Annotated in this window: 15 protein-coding genes; 3 read left to right on the top strand and 12 right to left on the bottom strand. The window is 35.5% G+C overall.

Annotated features, from left to right (window positions below):
• Window positions 1–158 precede the first annotated feature (158 nt).
• The 4 genes from BIW12_RS15600 to BIW12_RS15585 form a co-directional block, all read right to left on the bottom strand.
• A complete protein-coding gene (locus tag BIW12_RS15600) occupies window positions 159–1,577 on the bottom strand; it encodes a TolC family protein (protein WP_071185970.1) in 1,419 nt (472 codons plus the stop codon).
• A gap of 60 nt (window positions 1,578–1,637) precedes the next feature.
• On the bottom strand, window positions 1,638–4,868 hold the full coding sequence (locus BIW12_RS15595) for an efflux RND transporter permease subunit (RefSeq protein ID WP_071185969.1): 3,231 nt from the start codon (window positions 4,866–4,868) through the stop codon (window positions 1,638–1,640).
• 17 nt (window positions 4,869–4,885) lie between these two features.
• Window positions 4,886–6,022 carry an efflux RND transporter periplasmic adaptor subunit gene (locus tag BIW12_RS15590; protein ID WP_157499562.1) on the bottom strand — a complete coding sequence of 379 codons (1,137 nt, stop codon included), beginning with the start codon at window positions 6,020–6,022 and terminating at the stop codon, window positions 4,886–4,888.
• 211 nt (window positions 6,023–6,233) lie between these two features.
• On the bottom strand, window positions 6,234–6,812 hold the full coding sequence (locus tag BIW12_RS15585; protein ID WP_071185967.1) for a TetR/AcrR family transcriptional regulator: 579 nt from the start codon (window positions 6,810–6,812) through the stop codon (window positions 6,234–6,236).
• A gap of 501 nt (window positions 6,813–7,313) precedes the next feature.
• Here BIW12_RS15585 and BIW12_RS15580 point away from each other — a divergent pair.
• Window positions 7,314–8,951 (top strand): sodium/sugar symporter, encoded by a 1,638-nt coding sequence (locus BIW12_RS15580; RefSeq protein ID WP_071185966.1) that lies wholly within the window; start codon window positions 7,314–7,316, stop codon window positions 8,949–8,951.
• Window positions 8,952–9,075: 124 nt separating this feature from the next.
• Here BIW12_RS15580 and BIW12_RS15575 read toward each other — a convergent pair whose 3' ends face one another.
• Window positions 9,076–9,387, bottom strand: a complete 312-nt coding sequence (locus tag BIW12_RS15575; RefSeq protein WP_071185965.1) for a DUF3861 domain-containing protein — start codon at window positions 9,385–9,387, stop codon at window positions 9,076–9,078.
• A 590-nt stretch (window positions 9,388–9,977) separates the two neighbouring features.
• Here BIW12_RS15575 and BIW12_RS15565 point away from each other — a divergent pair.
• On the top strand, window positions 9,978–10,256 hold the full coding sequence (locus BIW12_RS15565) for a putative quinol monooxygenase (protein ID WP_083382149.1): 279 nt from the start codon (window positions 9,978–9,980) through the stop codon (window positions 10,254–10,256).
• Window positions 10,257–10,276: 20 nt separating this feature from the next.
• On the opposite strand, the gene BIW12_RS15560 is transcribed toward BIW12_RS15565, so the two are convergent.
• From BIW12_RS15560 to BIW12_RS15535, 6 genes are all read right to left on the bottom strand, one after another.
• A complete protein-coding gene (locus BIW12_RS15560; RefSeq protein ID WP_071185962.1) occupies window positions 10,277–10,579 on the bottom strand; it encodes a DUF6787 family protein in 303 nt (100 codons plus the stop codon).
• A 33-nt stretch (window positions 10,580–10,612) separates the two neighbouring features.
• The gene (locus BIW12_RS15555; protein WP_071185961.1) at window positions 10,613–11,050 is read right to left on the bottom strand and encodes a DUF6146 family protein; all 438 of its coding nucleotides are present in this window, start codon (window positions 11,048–11,050) and stop codon (window positions 10,613–10,615) included.
• Window positions 11,051–11,170: 120 nt separating this feature from the next.
• A complete protein-coding gene (locus tag BIW12_RS15550) occupies window positions 11,171–11,728 on the bottom strand; it encodes a hypothetical protein (protein ID WP_071185960.1) in 558 nt (185 codons plus the stop codon).
• A 96-nt stretch (window positions 11,729–11,824) separates the two neighbouring features.
• Window positions 11,825–12,775, bottom strand: coding sequence for a D-2-hydroxyacid dehydrogenase (locus tag BIW12_RS15545; RefSeq protein WP_071185959.1), 951 nt, complete (start codon window positions 12,773–12,775; stop codon window positions 11,825–11,827).
• A 104-nt stretch (window positions 12,776–12,879) separates the two neighbouring features.
• Window positions 12,880–13,950: a 3-phosphoserine/phosphohydroxythreonine transaminase gene (gene serC, locus BIW12_RS15540; RefSeq protein ID WP_071185958.1), complete on the bottom strand. Its 1,071-nt coding sequence runs from the start codon at window positions 13,948–13,950 to the stop codon at window positions 12,880–12,882.
• A gap of 92 nt (window positions 13,951–14,042) precedes the next feature.
• A complete protein-coding gene (locus tag BIW12_RS15535) occupies window positions 14,043–15,101 on the bottom strand; it encodes an acyl-CoA reductase (protein WP_071185957.1) in 1,059 nt (352 codons plus the stop codon).
• Window positions 15,102–15,239: 138 nt separating this feature from the next.
• On the opposite strand from BIW12_RS15535, the gene BIW12_RS15530 reads away from it, so the two are divergent.
• Window positions 15,240–15,590: a 4Fe-4S dicluster domain-containing protein gene (locus BIW12_RS15530; RefSeq protein WP_071185956.1), complete on the top strand. Its 351-nt coding sequence runs from the start codon at window positions 15,240–15,242 to the stop codon at window positions 15,588–15,590.
• Between the two features lie 43 nt (window positions 15,591–15,633).
• On the opposite strand, the gene BIW12_RS15525 is transcribed toward BIW12_RS15530, so the two are convergent.
• Window positions 15,634–16,377: a class I SAM-dependent DNA methyltransferase gene (locus tag BIW12_RS15525; RefSeq protein ID WP_071185955.1), complete on the bottom strand. Its 744-nt coding sequence runs from the start codon at window positions 16,375–16,377 to the stop codon at window positions 15,634–15,636.
• Between the last annotated feature and the right edge of the window lie 81 nt (window positions 16,378–16,458).

The following is a 16,458-nucleotide window of genomic DNA, read 5'->3' as shown; positions in this document are numbered from 1 at the left end:
TTGAGTCCCGAAAGCTTTCGGGACGAGTTATTTTCTTTTAGCATTCGAAAACTAATTTGACCGACGAGGAAGTGTATGACTTGATTTTTTTGTTTCTTTTTTGATCAAGCAAAAAAGAAAATTGATAATCTACTTTTTTCTTTTATATCATTGAATATTTACCTCCAACCACCACCCAATGCTCTATACAATTCAGTATTAGCAGAAAGTTGTTCTCTTTTTATATTCGCCAGTTCCAACTCACTTTGCAATAAATTTGCCTGTGCTGATAAAACTTCCAGGTATTCAGCCATTCCGTTTTGGAATAACAAATTGGCATTTTTTATCGCTTGCTGCAAGGTTTTTACTCGTTGTTGCAAAAACGATTCCTGTTGTTGTAATTTCTCTACTTTTACCAAGGCATCTGAAACTTCACTCACAGCCACCAAAACAGCCTGTCTGAAACTCAACACCGCTTTTTCTCTTTCGATTTTCGCAATATTGTATTGTGTTTGCACTTTTTTAGAGTTCAATAAGGGTTGGGTTAAACCTCCTGCCACTGTTCCAAATAAAGAAGCCGGAATATTGAACCAATTGCTGGTTTCGAATGAATTTACGCCGCCTTGCGCCGTAATTCTAAGCGCAGGATATAAGTCGGCTTTGGTGATTCCAACATTGGCGTTAGCCACTTTCAGCGCTAATTCGGCACTTTTTACATCCGGTCTTCGGCTTACTAAGGATGACGGAATTCCGGTTAACGTATTGTTTTTTACTTCAACTGAACCCAAGCGAATCGTTCTTTCTTTCGAATTTGGGAATGAACCCGTTAACACACTCAAAGCATTTTCCTGAATGGCAATGTTTTGTTCCAATAAAGGAATCAATTGTGCCGCATTTAATCTCTGCGCTTCAGCTTGTTGAATCGCCAATGAAGTCACCTGACCCGAATCGTGTTTTAATTTGATGATTTTGCTGGTACTATCATTCAGTTTCAGATTTTGTCTGGCAATATCCAATTGTGCGTCCAGCATCAACAGATTGTAATATCCTTTGGAAACATTGGCTACAATAGAAGTTTGCAATGCTTTTTTCACTTCTTCCGATTGCAGGTAATTTGCAAACGCCCCTTTTTTTTGATTGCGGATTTTACCCCAAATATCAGCTTCCCACGAAAGGGAAACTCCGGCCGAATAATCGTCAATGTGTTTTTGACCCAAAGCCTGATTCAGATTCATTCCCGTAAAACTATTGTCCGAAGGATTGCTGGTACTGGCATTGACAAACAAATTAGCCTGAGGAACATTTCCCCATTTGGATTGTGTGAATCGGTATTGCGCAATTTCGATGTTTTTAGTGGCGATTTGCAAATCGTTATTTTTGGTCACCGCGCTATCGATTAACTGAATAATATCTTTTTCGGTAAAGAAATTTTTCCACTCTAAATCGGCAATGCTCGGGGTATCTTTTGAAACCGATGCATTCCTGAAATTCTCAGGAAATGCATCTTTTGGAGTTTCAATATCCTTCGAAACGGTACAGGATATCAAGGTGCTGGTCAAAATGGCGACCATCACGATTTTATTTATATGCTTTTTCATTTTATACTTCTTTATTTTTCTGAACAGAAATCATCTTTTGTCTCAAGATCTTTTGACACTTTATAGGATATGTACGTGAGGCTGATGATTATTGTCAGCAGAATTGTTGTTATATAATTTTCCATTTTTATTTTCTTCGTTATGAGTTACAGCTACTGGTTTTCCAGAAAGCTTTTCCTGTAAATGTTGGAACACGATGAATAAAACCGGGATGATTAACAGCCCCAGAATTACTCCTGAAACCATTCCGCCCGCAGCTCCAATACTTATCGAGTGATTCCCTTGTGCCGAAGGCCCTTTGGCACTCATCATCGGGATTAAACCGACAACAAAAGCCAGTGATGTCATGATAATTGGTCGCAAACGCAGTTTGGCGGCATCAATCGAAGCTTTGACCAAATTCTGTCCTGATTTTCTTTTTTGCAATGCAAATTCGACAATCAGGATGGCGTTTTTGGCGAGCAGTCCGATAAGCATTACCAAGGCAACCTGTACGTAGATGTTGTTTTCAATTCCGGTTAAACCAATGGCTGCAAATACCCCGAAGATTCCCGCAGGGATGGAGAAGATTACTGCCAAAGGCAAAATGTAACTTTCGTATTGTGCTGCCAATAAGAAATAAATGAATATCAAACACAGCAAGAATATCGTTGCCGATTGACCTCCTGACGAAATTTCTTCTCTTGTTTGTCCTGAGAATTCATAGCTATAACCGGCAGGTAATTGTTGCGCTGCGACTTCTTCGATTGCTTTGATGGCATCTCCTGAACTAAATCCTGGTTTTGGAATGGCATTTATCGAAATAGAGTTAAACAAATTGTATCTCGAAGCAGTTTCAGAACCATAAATACGGCTTAGTTTTACCAAGGTGTTGATTGGAACCATTTCACCACGATTATTTTTTACAAATACACGATCGATTGCAGATGGATCAGCTCTGTCGGCAATATCAGCCTGAACAATAACTCGGTAGTATTTTCCAAAACGATTAAAATCAGAAGCCTGAGCACTACCAAAATATGCCTGCATGGTTTGCAGAATGTCTTTGACTTTTACACCCAATTGATCGGCTTTTTCATCATTGATATCCAATTGCAATTGCGGATAATCGGCTTTGAAAGAAGTAAAAGCAACCGCAATTTCGGGACGTTTCATTAATTCTCCAATGAAGGTTTGTGAAATTCCGCTGAACTTATCCAGTTTGCCTCCTGTTTTATCCTGCAGCACTAAATCTAAGGCTTCAACGTTACTGAAGCCGGGAACGGTTGGGAAACTGAATACAAAGAAACTTCCGCCGGAAATCGCGCCTAATTTGCCACGAACCTCATTCATGATTTCGTCAATATTTTTTACCTCGCCACGTTCTTCATTTGGTTTCAGCAAAACAAAAACTACTGCCGATGACGGACTGGTAGAATTTGTCAATAAGTTGAAACCTGAAATTGCCGTTACAAATCTTGAAGCTTCCAAACCTCTTAAGGTATTTTCGGCTTCGGTCATTACTTTTTGAGTTCTGTACAAAGAAGTTCCCGATGGAGTGTTAACCGCGATGGCAATAAATCCCTGATCTTCTGTTGGGATAAATCCTGATGGAGTTGTTTTTACCATTACAATGGTTGCAACAGTTATTAAGGCCAATCCGCCTAAACTCAACCATTTTTTGCGAATTAAAAATTGCAATCCACCCACATAACGATTCGTTAAAGAGTTGAAACTTGTATTAAAAGCAGTGAAGAATTTTTCTTTAAATCCTTTTTTCTCATAAGGTGTATTTTCATCATGTGCGGCGTGATTGTCTTTTAAGAATAAAGCGGCCAGGGCAGGGCTTAAAGTCAAAGCATTTACAGCCGAAATTACAATTGCAATGGCCATCGTAAAAGCAAATTGACGATAGAAAACCCCAGTAGAACCTTCCATGAAACCAACAGGCAGGAATACTGCAGCCATTACCAACGTAATCGAAATAATCGCACCGGTAATTTCGTGCATCGCTTCGTGAGTAGCTACTTTTGGAGACAGATGTTTGTGTTCCATTTTGGCATGCACGGCTTCGACCACCACAATCGCATCATCTACCACAATACCAATCGCCAGAATTAAAGCGAATAAGGTTAATAAGTTTATTGAAAATCCGAATAACTGCATGAAAAAGAACGTACCCAAAATCGCTACCGGAACCGCAATTGCCGGAATCAAAGTTGATCTAAAATCCTGCAAGAAGATGAAAACCACAATAAATACCAATATAAATGCTTCTAATAAAGTATGTTTCACCTGATCTATCGATTGGTCTAACGATACTTTTGTACTATAAAAAATATTGTGTTTGATGCCCGGAGGAAAATCTTTAGCGGCTTTCACCATCAATTTATTAATCGCAACCTGAATATCATTTGAATTAGAACCAGCCAACTGAATCACACCAATTACAATTCCTTTTTTACCATTTAAACGCGTTAAACTGTTGTAAGAATAAGAACCAAGTTCCACTCTGGCAACATCTTTTACACGAAGTACTGAACCATCAGCATTCGAACGAATGGCAATATTTTGATAATCTTCGGGTTTGCTTAGTTTTCCTTTGTATTTGATTACGTATTCAAAAACTTCCTTACTTCTTTCTCCAAATTTACCCGGAGCAGCTTCTAAACTTTTGTCCTGAATGGCTGCCATAACTTCATTCGGCGTCACATTGTAAGCAGACATCTGGGTTGGATTCAACCAAACACGCATCGAATAATCTTTTACACCACCAAAAATACTGGCGGCACCCACTCCCGGAATACGTTTGATTTCAGGGATAATATTAATCTGGGCATAATTGGCAACAAAAGTTTGGTCGTATTTGGATTCGTCATCGGTGTACATTCCGATGGCCATGATAAAACTATTTTGTTGTTTTGCGGTAATAACCCCTTGCTGAACTACTTCGGCAGGCAACTGACTTGTAGCCTGAGCCACCCTGTTTTGAACGTTTACTGCGGCACGGTCAGCATCGGTACCCAGTTTAAAGAAAACCGTAATGGCTAAAGTTCCGTCGTTACTGGCTGTTGAGCTCATGTAAGTCATATTCTCAACACCATTTATCGATTCTTCAAGAGAAGGAGCAACCGAACGCAAAACGGTTTCGGCATTCGCTCCCGGATAAACTGCCGTTACCAAAACCGATGGTGGCGCAATATCAGGAAACTGTTGTAAGGGCAATTTGGTAAGACCAAGTACACCTAATATCACCAGTAAAATGGAGATAACGGTGGCGAGTACTGGTCTTTGTATAAATATTTTGAACATCTGTATAGAAATTATATTTAGTTAATAATTTGAGCAATTTGTGCTTTTGGTTTCTCAGGCTGGATCAGTTGTCCTTCCTGAAGTTTGTCGATACCGCTTAATACAATTTGGTCACCTGATTTTATTCCGTCTTTGATTAAGTAATTAGTACCGCTTTTTCCGCTGATGTTAATCGGCATTTTGTTGACTTTGTTCTGTTTATTTACGGTGAAAACAAAAACTTTATCCTGCATTTCAATTGTAGCCGATTGTGGAATTAAAATCGCATCGTCATGTTGCACTCCTAATCGGATTTTCCCGGTATTTCCGGAACGTAATGTTCCGTTTTTGTTTGGGAAAGTAGCTCTAACGGTAATGGCTCCTGTGTTTTTATCAAACTGACCATCAACCATATCAATTTTTCCTGATTGTGGGTAAGCTGAATTATCGGCAAGGACTAAAGTAACGGGAGGTAATTTTTTGATTTTATCGCCAAGGGTATTTCCGCTGTACGCTGATTTGAATTTGATAAAATCGGTTTCGCCTAATGAGAAGTAAGCATATACTTCATGCACATCGGATAAGTTGGTTAAAGGCTCAATATCAGTTGCAGCAACCAAACTTCCTTGTTTTTTAGGCAATCTCCCAATGTATCCGCTTACAGGGGCTGTAACATTAGTATATCCTAAATTAATTCTGGCCGAACCCACCATTGCTTTTGCCTGCTCAATATTGGCAGCAGCGATTTTTTGTGTTGCTTTAGCGGTTTTCAACTGATAGTCTGAAACTACTTTGTTGTGTACCAATGGTGTCAGCTTATCGACTTCTAACTGAGCGTTTAAATAAGCCGCTTCTGCTGCGTGAAGATTAGCCAGAGCATTGTTTAATTGCTCACGAAAAGGACGCTCGTTTATTTTAAAAAGTGTTTGACCTTTAGTTACATAAGCACCTTCATCAACATAAATCCTTTCCAGATTTCCGCTTACCTGTGGGCGTATTTCAACATCTACAGCACCTTGCAGGGAAGCCGGGTATTCATTTTCTGTAGTGGCTTCCTGTGATTTAATGTTCATTACTGGAAGGCTAGGGGCTGTAGTTGCTGGTGGAGCGGCATTTTTATCGTTGCAACTGATAACGAATAATGCTAGTATACTTATTAGGGTAATCTTTTTCATAGTTATTGTTTTCCTTAAATTAATATTTGATTTAGAACTTCTTTTTGAAATAAACGTTTCAGAATCCATGCTGTTTTTTATTAAATTAATGTTTGATTTTAGCACTCATTCTGGAATAATCGTTTCAGAATGAATGCTGTAGTTTAAAAAATGGGTATGCGTAATAAATATTATATCTGAAATAAACGTTCCAGAATTGGTGTAAAAAAAATTACTTGAATATGTTTTTTATCAGGAATTCTGACATTTTTTTGATTTTGATAGGATTTCCATTAAGAATATACGATTGCTTCCATCCTGTAAAAGAAGTGGCAATGTATTCAGCCATTAATGCCGCATCTTCCGAATCATCCATTTCGCCATCATCCATCGCTTTTTGAACTATAGTAGCTAAGAATTCAATGAATATATCATTGTTTTTACTCATTACATTTCGGACAGTGCAATCATCCGGAGCAATTTCGAAAATCGTTTTCATCCCCAGACATCCTTTATCACAGGATATAATCCAATCTGCTTTATCAGAAATGACCTTAATCAGCGCAGCTTTCGCCGATGTTTCGTTAGCCACTTTATCTTTTAATTCCTGCATCGCATTATCAAAATAATTGCTGATGCATTTCATAAAAAGCTGATGCTTGTCGCCAATGGTATTGTACAAACTGCTTCTATTGATTTGCATAGCATCCACAAGGTCTTGCATTGAAGTAGCATTATATCCTTTTTCCCAAAAGACATTCATTGCTTTTTCAATTTTTTCGACTTCGTTAAATTCTACACAGCGAGCCATAAGATTTAATTTGAAGTGCAAAGATATAGTTATTTTAATTCTGAAACAAGCATTTCAGAATTGTTTTTTGTTTTTTTAATTTTGGCTGTATTAATTTTCTTTTTTGCTTGATTAAAAAAGAAACAAAAAAATATCAATGCGTTACTTTTTTTTTGTATTCATGCCCCGAGCTTAAAAGGCAAACGGATGTAATAATTTTCGATTTCAAGTTTTGCGCTTCTTTGTCGGTTATAATTAGTATTCTTCAAATATTTGATAATCGACTGCGGAAATTATGGACACAATTGGAAACAACACAAAAAAAGTGCTTCTTAATTCGGAAAGAATTTTTTATTTAATTGAGTCACAATCTGTTTTTCAGGCTCACCAAATGGATTAATTAGCTATTCCTTTATGAAAAATCCATGTATTAGCATAAAATATCCATATTCAGTTTTTATTTTGAGTCTATTTTTGTGTACATAGTCTTGCTATTGACTACAATAAACCAACCTAAAAATTATGAATGCACTACAAACCGCAGATTACATTGTTTTTCTTATTTATTTTGTGATAGTCACCTCTTACGGAATGTATATCTATCGAAGTAAGAAAAATGCAGTTACAAGCTCAAATGATTATTTTTTGGCCGAAGGATCACTAACCTGGTGGGCTATTGGAGCCTCATTAATTGCGTCTAATATTTCAGCGGAACATTTTATCGGGATGAGTGGTTCGGGTTTTGCACTTGGACTGGCTATTTCTTCATATGAATGGATGTCGGCAGCAACATTAATTATCGTAGCCGTGTTTATCCTTCCGGTATATCTTAAAAACAAAATATTTACGATGCCGCAATTTTTGGCAAAAAGATACAATGATACCGTAAGTGCAATTATGGCGGTAATCTGGTTGCTGATTTATATATTCGTAAATCTTACTTCGATTATTTATTTAGGTGCTTTGGCCATTTCATCGATTGCGCCGGTTAGTTTTGAGTTTTGTGTTATCGGATTGAGTTTATTCTCTGTTATAGTTACTTTAGGAGGAATGAAAGTAATTGGATATACCGATATGTTTCAGGTAATCGTATTGATATTGGGAGGTTTGGTTACCACTTATTTGGCACTAACCTTACTTTCAGAGCAGTTTGGATATGGAAAAGATATTTTTAAAGGTCTTGCTATTATAAAAGAAAAAGCACCGGGTCATTTGCAAATGATATTTGATAAATCGAATCCACATTATTCCGAATTACCGGGAATGTCAGTAATTATAGGAGGGATGCTTATCAATAATCTGGCTTATTGGGGTTGCAATCAATACATCGTTCAAAGAGCTTTGGGGGCCGATTTAAAAACTGCCCGAAAAGGGATTTTGTTTGCAGCCTTTTTAAAATTATTAGTTCCGGTTATTGCAGTTTTGCCGGGTATTGCCATGTATGTAATGCATCAAAACGGAATGTTTCAAAGTGAAATGCTTGACGCAGCGGGAGTTTTAAAACCGGATCGTGCTTATCCTACATTGATGAATTTATTGCCAGCCGGTTTAAAAGGAATTGCCCTGGCAGCTTTAACTGCTGCAATTGTGGCTTCTTTAGCAGGAAAAGCGAATAGTATTTCGACAATTTTTTCTTTAGATATTTACAGAAAATATTTTGATAAAAATGCCTCTGAAAAAAAATTAGTACGTGTAGGAAGGCTAGCTGTTGTGGTAGCGATGCTAATTGGTGCTATTGTTGCGCCTTCTTTAAAATCATTAGATCAGGCTTATCAGTTTATTCAGGAATATGTAGGTTTCTTTTCACCGGGAGTATTAGCAATTTTTATGTTGGGAATGTTTTGGAAAAAGACTACTGCTAATGCCGGTCTTGCGGGTGCATTGCTGACAGTGCCTATTGCTACAGTATTAAAATTCCTGCCTGTTTGGACAAACGGTGCTTTTCCGGATTTTCCTTTTTTAGACCGAATGAGTATTACTTTTGTTATGATAGTAGCTATCATGGTAGGAATAAGTCTTTTGAAACCTGAACCGGTTCAATTACACGAAAAACACAATATAGAAGTGGATACCTCAATGTTTAAAGTGTCTTCAGGTTTTATTATTGGATCATTTATTATTTGCAGCGTGTTAGTGGCATTATATACTGTTTTTTGGTAATTCTTAAGTTTTTAAAAAAAGAGTAAAAGAAAAGATTGCTTAGATTATAGTTTAGTTTTTAGATTGAAAAAGGATTTCGCTTTAAATAGTGAAATCCTTTTTTTTTGTTTTCATTCGAAATTATTTATTCTGAATCTGCGGCGGGAATGGCTTTGAGTCTTTTCATAAAGGCTCCAAAGGCAGGAGCTAATTCCTCAAACAAAGGATCTTTTCGATTTTTGAGCATCACTTCGCTGAATAGTTTCAGACCAATGGCAAATTCGGTAGCTTGTTGCTTATCGCCAAATAAGTTTTTGTTCTTTTGTCTTTCGATAATCGAGAAAATATCGTCGTGGTTGTTGAACGTTAATTCGATAGGGGCTACTGAAATACTTTCTCCTTTTGAATCCTTAAGGTATTCGAGTGTGAGTTTATATTGATGGGCTCTTTTTTCCATGATTTTATTGTTGTTTTATATTGTCTCCTATAAAAGTAAAACATACTGATGAAATACTAAAGTTAAATAGGCCAAATCAGGAATCGCATCTATTAAAACGCTATTAGAATCGATTGAGGGTAATTAGCTTTTGATGAAATTTTTCGTGAGTTCGAGCCAATGACTTTTTTATTAAATGTGAAATAATGGATTATTAATTTTCTTTTTTGCTTGATCAAAAAAGAAACAAAATATTATTCATGCGTTCCTATTTTTTTGGTATTCATGAATCTTCGATTTCAAGTCTTGCGCTTCCTCGTCGGTTAAATTAGTTTTCGAATGCTAAAAGAAAAAAACTCTCCGCAGCGGCGGATCAAACAGTTTTTCTTTTTACGCATTCTTCAAACATTTGACACTCGATTGCGGAAGCTAAGGACAGTTGAGTCTCAAAAACAACAGAATTTTGATTTATACAGGAATACACCAACATTGAAATCCTTGTCCGTTTTTAATTTTCATCAGCTCGAAAAGGGAAAAACAGAAAATAGTATTATCTTTAAACAGGATTTTACTTAATTATGTAGATTCCATTTTTTAAATTTTATAGAATTATGATTTCGATTACAGCTATTATAAAAAGCAAAAAAGAAAATATAGAAGTGGTTAAAGAGATGGTTCATAATCTGGTTGTTAATACCAGAAAAGAAGCTGCTTGTGTTCAATATGATTTACATTATTCCGAAAATGTTTTTATTATTTGGGAAGAATGGACAAATCAGGCGGGACTTGATATTCATAATGAACAGTCTTATTTGATAGATTTTATAGCTAATAGCGAAACTCTGTTAGCTTCTCCTATTCAGGTTTTCAAAACAACTCAGGTGATGTAAGTGGGATTTTGAATTCAGGATTATTCTTTAAACATAAAACCCAAACCCATTTTTTGAAGCATTTTTTTTTCGAATGCCCAGAAAAATTTGAATTGACCAAATAAAAATCCAATTAGGACTAACAGAATTTGGTACAAAGGAAAAATTAAAATCAAACGAATAGGAGTGTGCCAGAAACCAAAATCTTCTTTGAGAATTCCTAACCAGACACAAACTGGTTTTGAAATCCATGCCGAAGCTGATCCCGTAATGGCAAAAACGATAAAAACTATTGTAAGTTGAAAATTAGAAGTAATTCCCCAACGTTTTTTTAATCCCTTCATTTTTATTTATAATGATAACAAATGTAGTAAAGATTATCTTAAAGGAACGTGACCCCAGAGTTTTTGACGGTAATTATTTTGAAAATAAATCATATAATTGTAAATCAAATAATTTACTTCGTAACCGTAATCAATGTTAGGGTCGTAATCAATATTCATTTCATATAAATTTCTGCTGTAACGTTGCGGTTGTAAAAAGCGATTGTTCCATTCGTTGATATACAATCTGTTTTTGTTTTCCAGATAACTTTGGGTATAAAAACCGCGGGGATAAGCCATAGAGTTAAGCCAGGTTGTGAAACCGGGATCAATAATGATAACTTCGTATTCGAGGTCTTTATTGGCAATTTTGATAGTATCATTAGTGCTGGCTATTTCGTTTTTTTGTTTTATAATACTGGTTTTGTTTGTATTACAACTTATTGTAATAATAGCTAAAAGGGTTACTAATATGTGAAAAATATTTTTCATGATGATGAAATAAGCTATTTAAATTTACGAATTTAATAGCTTGTTTTGATTGTTTTTAACAAAAAAAATAGCCATTTATCTCAGGTATAAATGGCTCTATAGTAAAATTGTAATCTGATTTTATCTTCCAAAAAGTTTTCCAAGCATACCGCCTAAACCTCCTTTTTTGGTTAGTTCTTTGGCATCGTCTAAATCAATTTTTCCATCGGAGTTTTGATCTAAACCAAAATGAATTCCATAAGTACCTATAGCGTGCATGATACTAGCGTGTTCGGGACTATCACCGCCTGTTAAGGAATCCAGTAATCCGGAAAGGCTGATACTCTTGTCTTTTGGGTCGTTAGCTTTGTTAATTAAGGAACTGAGTACTTGAGGAATCAAATTTGTTGCTGTGTTAGTAGCTGTAGTTGAGTTAATTCCTAATTTTTGAATCAATGAATTGGATACTTCATTGGTGATTTTTTGAATGGTGGGATCATTTTTATTGATGTCCTTGCCTTGTAATAAGCCTGCAATTTGAGATAAATCAGCTTCGGTTGCTATTTTTTGTAAACTTGAAAATATAGAACTGCTGGTTTCTTTTAAAACTGCCTCATTTTGTTCGTTTGGAATAGCCTCGTTTTTTACAACAGCATCTTGTCCAAATTCTTGTACTAGTTGTGTTAATTGTTCTAACATGAGCTTTTTTTTAAAATGGTTTAATCAAATATAATGAAAAAAGGACTCATTACCAATTGATAAAGAGTCCTTTTGTGTTATATAATTCTTAAACTATTAGCTCAAAATGCTGATGATTTGTGATGCTAATTCAGTTCCAATTCTGTCCTGAGCTTCTCCAGTTGCAGCTCCAATGTGAGGAGTCAAAGAGATTTTTGGGTGCATTAAAAGTTGAGTTGCCGGAGTTGGTTCGTTTTCGAAAACATCTAAACCTGCAAAAGCAACTTTTCCGCTATCTAAAGCTTTAACTAAATCTACTTCGTTGATAACACCACCACGAGCACAGTTTACAATACCTACACCGTCTTTCATTGTAGCAAACTCTTTTTCAGTTACAATGTAACCGTTTTGAGCAGGAACGTGTAATGTAATGAAATCAGCTTCCTGAAATAAAGATTCTAATGATTGAGAAACAACAGTTGTAGTTACTGATTGTCCGTCAAAGAATTCAACTTTAATATCTACTTTTGGGATAAAACTATCCGCAGCGATAACTTTCATACCTAAACCAAGAGCCATTTTAGCTGTAGCCTGACCAATACGACCAATACCTACGATACCTAAAGTTTTCCCTCTTAATTCAACTCCATTAGCATATGCTTTTTTCAAATCATTGAATTTTGTGTCTCCTTCTAAAGGCATGTTTCTGTTGGAATCATGTAAGAAACGAACACCAGATAATAAATGAGCAAAAACTAATTCAGCTACAGATTCTGATGAAGAAGCAGGAGTGTTGATTACGTGAATTCCTTTGCTTTTAGCATAATCCACATCAATGTTATCCATACCTACACCACCACGACCGATGATTTTGATACCAGGACAAGCGTCAATAATATCTTTACGTACTTTGGTTGCACTTCTTACCAAAACTACGCTTACGTTGTTTTCATTGATATAGTTAGCTACTTGTTCTTGAGCCACTTTTGTAGTGATTACTTCAAAACCACCTTTTTCTAAAGCTAAGATTCCACTTTTTGAAATCCCGTCGTTTGCTAATACTTTCATTTCTTTTTTTTTATTTTAAAGATTCGAATTCTTTTTTGGTTGAAATAAAGAACGATTAAAAGTTTTTGACTTTTAATCGTTCCATTTATTTATATGTTTTGTTTTTAAACGTTTTTTTCTAAAGCTTGCATTACATCTACTAACACTTGTACACTTTCAATTGGCATAGCGTTGTAGATAGAAGCTCTGTAACCGCCTACTGAACGGTGACCTGGCAATCCTGAAATCCCGGCTTCTTTCCACATTTTATCAAATGTTTCAGTGTGTTCTGGGTTAGTTAGCAAGAAAGTAACATTCATATTAGAACGATCTTCTACTACAGCAGCACCTTTAAATAATGGGTTTCTGTCGATTTCATTATAAAGTAATTCTGCTTTTGCGTTGTTTAATTTTTCAACAGCAGCAACTCCTCCTTTTTCTTTGATCCATTTCATAGTCAATAGAGAAGCGTAAACCGGGAAAACTGGTGGAGTATTGTACATACTGTCAGCTTTGATATGTTTAGCATAGTCTAACATACTTGGAATAGCACGTCCGTTTTTACCTAAAATTTCTTCTTTAACAACTACTAAAGTAGTTCCTGCAGGTCCCATGTTTTTTTGAGCTCCGGCATAGATAATGTCGAATTGAGAAAAATCGATTACTCTTGAGAAGATATCTGAACTCATATCGCAAACTAACGGTACATTAGTTTTAGGGAATGATTTCATTTGTGTACCAAAAATGGTATTATTAGAAGTACAGTGGAAATAATCTGCGTCAGCAGGAATTTCATAATCTTTAGGAACATAAGTATAGTTGTCTTCTTTTGATGAAGCAACAATTACAGTTTCTCCAAAGAATTTAGCTTCTTTAATAGCTGCAGTAGCCCAAGTTCCTGAATCTAAATAAGCGGCTTTCCCGTTTTCTTTCATCAAGTTGTAAGGAACCATTAAAAATTCAAGGCTTGCTCCACCTCCAAGAAAAAGAGCTTTGTATCCTTTTCCTTCTAATCCTAGTAATTCAAGAGCTAAAGCTCTGGCTTCGTCCATAACGGCAACGAAATCTTTACTTCGGTGCGAAATTTCTAAGATAGATAATCCTGAATTATTGAAGTCTAAAATAGCTTGTGCTGATTTTTCAAAAACTTCCTGTGGTAAGATAGATGGTCCTGCGCTGTAGTTGTGTTTTTTCATGGTGTATTTAAGTCCAAAAAATTAAAATGCAAATTTCGGTAATAGGAGTTGAATAAGCATTAAATTATTCATAATAATTATTAAAAAATTTTCTATGTTATTAACAAAAACGATATAGTATCGGTATTATCGGCATAATCCCATAATTTAGGTTGTTGTGTCTGTCCAAATGCGACGCTATTTTTTACTAAATTATTACTCACAATACATTGGATATTGTCGGCTTCTGAATCCAGTCTTTTTTCTAAATCTGCAAGATTTTCGTAATATTCGTAAAAAACGCTTGAAATAGGAGAGGCATGGCTATTATCTTCTTTGATAGTTAAAAAGCCATTGTCTAATAATTTGAAATTACTCATCAGGAAAACCGCCTTATTGTAATCGTAATTGTTGGCGTATTTTTCATATTTGATTATATCCTGATATTCGAAGATGGCTTCAAAAAAAGCATCAAAATTATATCCTTTTGGAACAAAAAGCTTGGATACATTGCGGCATCCTAAACCAAAATATCTGAAAATATCTTCGCCTAAAGCAATTAATTGTTCTTTGGTTTCTTCTCCATTCAAGATGGCAACCGAATTTCGGCTTTTGCGAATAATAGAAGGTTTGTCTTTAAAGTAATATTCAAAATAACGGGCAGTGTTGTTGCTTCCGGTGGCAATTACGGCATCAAAATTTTCCAGTTTGCCTTCGGTAAAAGTGATTTTATTAGCTAATTCGGGGGCAATGTGAATTAGGTATTTGGCTAAAAAAGGCAATAAATGCTGATCGTTTGAGGATGTTTTTACTAAAACATCGTGTCCGGTAACCAGTACTGATAGAAAATCATGGAAACCAACCAGTGGAATGTTTCCGGCTAGTATCAGTGCAATTTTCTTTGGTTTTACATTGGTAAAATCATAAGCATTTAACCAGGTATTCAGGTTTTCTGCTGTCAGGGCATTTGTCCAGGATTGAACCGCATAATACACTTGTTCAGGAGTGTACCATCCATTATGAGATTGAGATAGATGGATTAAATCAACAAAAGAATCAAAAAAAACAGCATTGCCTAAAACGTCTTTTTTTTGGGTGTTTTCGGCTTCGGAAAATTGACTTAAAAATTTTCCTAATTCAATAAACGCATTTTTTTTTGTTTCTAATGTCATAATGTTTGTTTATGAAATGTTTTGATTGTAATTTTGCACAAAAGTAAGATTTAATAAGTCGAAAGTCAAAAGTCTTAGGTCAAATGTTTTTTTGGTTAAAGGATTTTAGCTTACAAACAAAATAAACACAGAATAAAAATGGCAATTATCATAACAGACGAATGTATCAACTGTGGTGCATGTGAACCAGAATGTCCAAATACAGCAATCTATGAAGGAGCTGACGATTGGAGATATAAAGATGGTACAACATTAAAAGGAAAAGTAGTGCTTCCTGACGGAACTGAAGTAGATGCTGATGAGGCACAAACTCCAATTTCGGATGAGGTATATTACATCGTTCCGGGTAAATGTACAGAGTGTAAAGGGTTTCATGATGAGCCTCAATGTGCTGCTGTATGTCCTGTGGATTGTTGTGTTCCGGATGAGAATCATGTAGAGGATGAAGAAACCTTGTTGAACAGACAGGCTTTCTTGCATAATGAATAGTTGATTATATATAATTTCAATTTAAAAATCCTGAGTGAATAACTCAGGATTTTTTTTGTGCTACAATTACAAAAGTGTCGTAAGCATAGGTTTTTCGGTCGATAATTTCGATAATTTCAAAATGGTTGAGATAGAGAAATAATTGCATTTCGTTTAATGTAAAAACTCTTACGGTAGCATAGTCGTTTGCAATTATTTTAGTATTGTCAATTTCGTCACTGTAATATTTAGCAGTCCATTCGAGCAAAAAATTATCGTGCATACTTACTTCCCAACTGCTTTTTCGGCTATAATTAATGCCTTTATGTTGGGCTGAATGAATAATGGCTGTGTTTTCTTTGATATGAGGAATGAATCGGTTTGCGTCTATGAAGTCAAAAATAATAATTCCTTCGGTATTAAGGTTGTTGTACAAACAGCTAAAAGTGTCGTTGATGTCGTTATTTGAAATTAGGTAACTCGTAGAACGACTGGTGATGATTATGGCATCTACTTTTTTTTCGAGGTTAAAATCACGCATGTCAGCGTGAATAAATTCGCAGTTTGGATTTCTTTTTTGCGAGATACTAATCATGCTTTTGCTGTAATCAAGACCGGTGTAGTTTTGTTTATTTTCTATAAAACGTTGAGCCAGATTTCCTGTTCCGCTGCCTATTTCTAAAATGCTTTTGGGATTGTTTTTTTGGAGTAAATTATTGTAAAAAGTATATTCTTTATCATAGTTTATGAAGCTTTGGTACATGGCATCATATATTTCGGCCATTTTATCTGGATAAAGATTAGTCATAAATTATGCAATTAGTTTGTTAATCGTTTTGGTGTGATTTGTCAACTGCAAGATAAGTTTTTTTGCTGAAAGCATTGGATT

This window comes from Flavobacterium commune (assembly GCF_001857965.1).
GTDB classification, from domain to species: Bacteria; Bacteroidota; Bacteroidia; order Flavobacteriales; family Flavobacteriaceae; genus Flavobacterium; species Flavobacterium commune.
Note: the sequence above shows the minus strand (reverse complement) of the source record. Positions and strands in the feature narration are given on the sequence as shown.

What these genes read in the sequence shown, in the direction of transcription:
- BIW12_RS15525 (WP_071185955.1), bottom strand. Translation starts at nt 16,377, where the DNA reads ATGACTAATCTTTATCCAGATAAAATGGCCGAAATATATGATGCCATG.
- BIW12_RS15565 (WP_083382149.1), top strand. Translation starts at nt 9,978, where the DNA reads ATGATTTCGATTACAGCTATTATAAAAAGCAAAAAAGAAAATATAGAA.
- BIW12_RS15535 (WP_071185957.1), bottom strand. Translation starts at nt 15,101, where the DNA reads ATGACATTAGAAACAAAAAAAAATGCGTTTATTGAATTAGGAAAATTT.
- BIW12_RS15560 (WP_071185962.1), bottom strand. Translation starts at nt 10,579, where the DNA reads ATGAAGGGATTAAAAAAACGTTGGGGAATTACTTCTAATTTTCAACTT.
- BIW12_RS15585 (WP_071185967.1), bottom strand. Translation starts at nt 6,812, where the DNA reads ATGGCTCGCTGTGTAGAATTTAACGAAGTCGAAAAAATTGAAAAAGCA.
- BIW12_RS15600 (WP_071185970.1), bottom strand. Translation starts at nt 1,577, where the DNA reads ATGAAAAAGCATATAAATAAAATCGTGATGGTCGCCATTTTGACCAGC.
- BIW12_RS15545 (WP_071185959.1), bottom strand. Translation starts at nt 12,775, where the DNA reads ATGAAAGTATTAGCAAACGACGGGATTTCAAAAAGTGGAATCTTAGCT.
- BIW12_RS15595 (WP_071185969.1), bottom strand. Translation starts at nt 4,868, where the DNA reads ATGTTCAAAATATTTATACAAAGACCAGTACTCGCCACCGTTATCTCC.
- BIW12_RS15580 (WP_071185966.1), top strand. Translation starts at nt 7,314, where the DNA reads ATGAATGCACTACAAACCGCAGATTACATTGTTTTTCTTATTTATTTT.
- BIW12_RS15575 (WP_071185965.1), bottom strand. Translation starts at nt 9,387, where the DNA reads ATGGAAAAAAGAGCCCATCAATATAAACTCACACTCGAATACCTTAAG.
- serC (WP_071185958.1), bottom strand. Translation starts at nt 13,950, where the DNA reads ATGAAAAAACACAACTACAGCGCAGGACCATCTATCTTACCACAGGAA.
- BIW12_RS15550 (WP_071185960.1), bottom strand. Translation starts at nt 11,728, where the DNA reads ATGTTAGAACAATTAACACAACTAGTACAAGAATTTGGACAAGATGCT.
- BIW12_RS15555 (WP_071185961.1), bottom strand. Translation starts at nt 11,050, where the DNA reads ATGAAAAATATTTTTCACATATTAGTAACCCTTTTAGCTATTATTACA.
- BIW12_RS15530 (WP_071185956.1), top strand. Translation starts at nt 15,240, where the DNA reads ATGGCAATTATCATAACAGACGAATGTATCAACTGTGGTGCATGTGAA.
- BIW12_RS15590 (WP_157499562.1), bottom strand. Translation starts at nt 6,022, where the DNA reads ATGAAAAAGATTACCCTAATAAGTATACTAGCATTATTCGTTATCAGT.